This is a genomic window from Planktothrix sp. FACHB-1355 (assembly GCF_014748295.1).
Classification (GTDB): Bacteria; Cyanobacteriota; Cyanobacteriia; order Cyanobacteriales; family Aerosakkonemataceae; genus Aerosakkonema; species Aerosakkonema funiforme_A.
Genome location: NZ_JACJUP010000862.1, coordinates 1 through 3,182, shown reverse-complemented (window position 1 = coordinate 3,182; position 3,182 = coordinate 1). Strand labels below are relative to the sequence as shown.

Here is a 3,182-nt window from a genome sequence, read left to right as displayed (position 1 = left end):
GTTGACCGAGGGCTGACATTTTCTCACTCTGAATTAATTGGGCTTGGGTTTGTTGTAAATTTTTCAAGGCTTGCTCTAGATCGGAAGCTTTTTGGCTTAACTGTTGAGTTTTTCGCTCAACTTCTGCTTCTAAAGTGTGAGAATATTTCTCTACTTGTTGATACAAACGTGCATTTTCAATGGAGATAGCAGCTTGAGACGTAAGAATTTGGAGAGTTTCGACGCGATCGCTAGTAAATGCTCCCACTGTTAGATTATTTTCCAAATACAAAATCGCGCTCGATTTTCCCTGCTTGCTAATCGGAATACATAAAACTGATTTAGGCTGGTGGGTGATGATATAGCGATTTCCTGCAAATTTAGCGTCAGCACTCAAGTTATCAAAAACCGCTATTTTTTGACTTCTGGCTACAGAATAAATCAAATTTTGGGGTAATTCTTGACATTCCACTAGAGGAATTTGCCAGTTTTCTATATGGTTTTGATTAGCTTTTGCCACTACTAACCATTTTCCCTCTTGATGAATAACTAAAATACCAGTTTGCGCTCCCGTATGGGCGATCGCAATTTGCATTAAAGTAGCTAACAGTTTCTCTAATTCAATTTCTTGAGAAATAGCTTGTGCGGCTTTCATCACCGCCGGAAAATCCAACCATAAATTCAAGCTGCTGCTACCGCTGCTAGTTACGCTTCTCATCAGAGTTGAAGAGATTGTTCCCCCAGATGCGTTCGCTGGTTTAGTCGGTTGTAGAATAGCCCCTAGTAGTTGAGGATAGTGTTGTTCTAAATAAGCGATTTTTGCCTTTGCACCCCATCGGGTGTAACAGTAGTATGCTTCCTGCATATATCCAGAAGCAACTTTTTCTTTGCCCCAGTCCAGATAAAATTTAGCTGCTAGTTCCGAAGCTAAGGCTTCTTCTTGGATATATTCGTTTTGATTGGCTCCAGCAATTGCGCGATCGTACCAATCTCCGGCTTCATAATTCTTGCCTAAAACCCGGCATTTTTCTGCTTCTACTAAGTCAACTTTATGTTGGTGATTCATGGGAGCATAGTGTGCCCATTGAGCCAGAGCAGTTTGATGGGTTTCCACCAAAGCGAGAGTGTTAGCTTGCTCAATTTCTGACTGGGTAGAAAATAGTGCCAAGTACGTTAACCCGGCATAGAAATGAAAGACTGGAGTATAAATTGTTCCTGACACTGCCGTCAAATACAGCTTAGCTTGGGGAATGTAGTGTAGGGCATTAGTGAAGTTGCCAAACAGATAGGCAAGTATCAGTTTGTAGCTATAGATATAAGCGAGGGCAGTAAGCTCATTATCGTCATGGTGCTTAGGAAGCATCTCCTTCTCATCGTAGACAGTGCCGCTTAATAAATCTTGTTCATTAAAAATTGTTCTCAAGTTTTGCACCATTTGTGCTTTCATCTTCATGTAAATAACAGGAGAATATTGCTTGACTTTCTCTAAAACAACACAGTAATTTTCTATTTCTTGTTCCCAATCTTCCAGATCGACTCCGGCGAAGAAATTAGCCAAGAAATAAGTAGCTATATTGTAACCACCATAGAGAAATTCACCTGTTTCCATTCCGGCCAGATAGCCTTCTTTCAGGATTGGGATAGCTGCCCTCAGAGCTTCTTGACGATGCTGAATAAAAACGCTAAAAAAAAGTAAAGTTAGGCACTTTAATTCCCGCAAATTAAACTTATTGACTAAGCTCAGTGCTACTCGCCCAAAGCAATAGGCCCTCTCTACCTCTCCCAAAAAAGTAGACAGCACCATGCCATAACTGAGATAGCCGATCGTTGATGCGGGTGTATTTCCAAATTGGAGGGATAAACTGACCATTATGGAGGAGTGGAATGGTAGTAAGGTGGGACTAACTATAAAAATCGGCGAAAACAACTTTCCTAATAATTGCATAGCCGCAATTTTACTAGGATCGCTCATCACAGGGAGGTTAACCAGATCCTCAATGTTTTTCTCTTGGAGTTGACTGGCAATGTTTTGTAGTGCTTTGTCAGTCAAGGCTTTGTCAGGTTTAGAGGGAAATTCAACTCCCAAGCTTGCTAGGGCATTTATACCGACAGCGATCGCTTCTAATATCTGACCCTGGGTTGTCAGTGCGTTGATTTGAATCTCATAAATCTTCACTTTGTCTAGTATTGTTTGGGCCGATCGCAAAACTTCTGCTGCGATTTCTTCCATCCCATCGAAATCGGCATTTAAGTAAGCAGTTTCCGCCGCTTCTACATAAAGATTCAGGGTTAATTCATACTGAGTTTGCCAACAGTTTTTCGCCAGCAACTCAATCCCTGTGTTCGCAAAACTTCTGGCGGCTGAATAGGCTGTAGAATTTCTGGCTTTCTCTGCTGCTGCTAAGTTCAATCTGGCTAAAGCTTCTCGTTCTACCGCTTGAGTAATTAACCCAATTCCTAAATTCAAATGCCCGACAATATCAAATAGTTTTTCTTCTTTTTCTATTTCTGATAAGTTTTGTTGGAGCAGTTGACCGATTTTGAAATGAGTTACCTGTTTTTCGTCTTTGGGAATCAGAGAATAGGCGGCTTGTTGAACGCGATCGTGCAAAAATCTGTATCTAGGATTTTGTTTATTAGCATTTTCATCTTCAGGGCTTAAGTTATCGTTGTTTTCACACTGATAAAACTTATAAATATTACTAATCGGTAAAATTAAACCCGCCTGCAATGCTCTCCACAAGACAGTTGCCGTCTCTGTTTCCGATTGTTGTGAAACAATTGCCAAAGTATGTAAATCGAACTGCGCCCCAATACAAGCAGCCAACTTTAAGACATCCTGGGTTTGGATTGGTAATTTCTGCAATTGCCACGCCATAAATTCAACAACATCATCAGTAATTGCTAGGGCGTTGACTTGGGAAATATCGCACTGCCAATGCTGGATATTCCAATTAAAAGTAATGAGTTTGTCATCGTGTAATGCTTTGAGGAACTGAGTTGCAAAGAAAGGATTTCCCTGAGTTTTTTGATATATTAATCTTGTTAAAGGCTGCGCTAGGGTCAATTCACAATTCAGAGTATCTGCTACCAACCTATTAATATCCGATTCCTTTAAGGGTGGCAAAATAATTATATTAACTTTTGCTCCCATTTTTACAATTTCATCTACTGTTAAAATGAATGAATGCACGGGTGAAACT

1 protein-coding gene is annotated in these 3,182 nt (G+C 40.4%); it reads right to left on the bottom strand.

What is annotated here, in order from left to right; all coding sequences use genetic code 11:
* On the bottom strand, positions 1–3,182 hold a 3,182-nt coding region (locus H6S82_RS26105), incomplete at both ends, for a GAF domain-containing protein (RefSeq protein WP_191056946.1).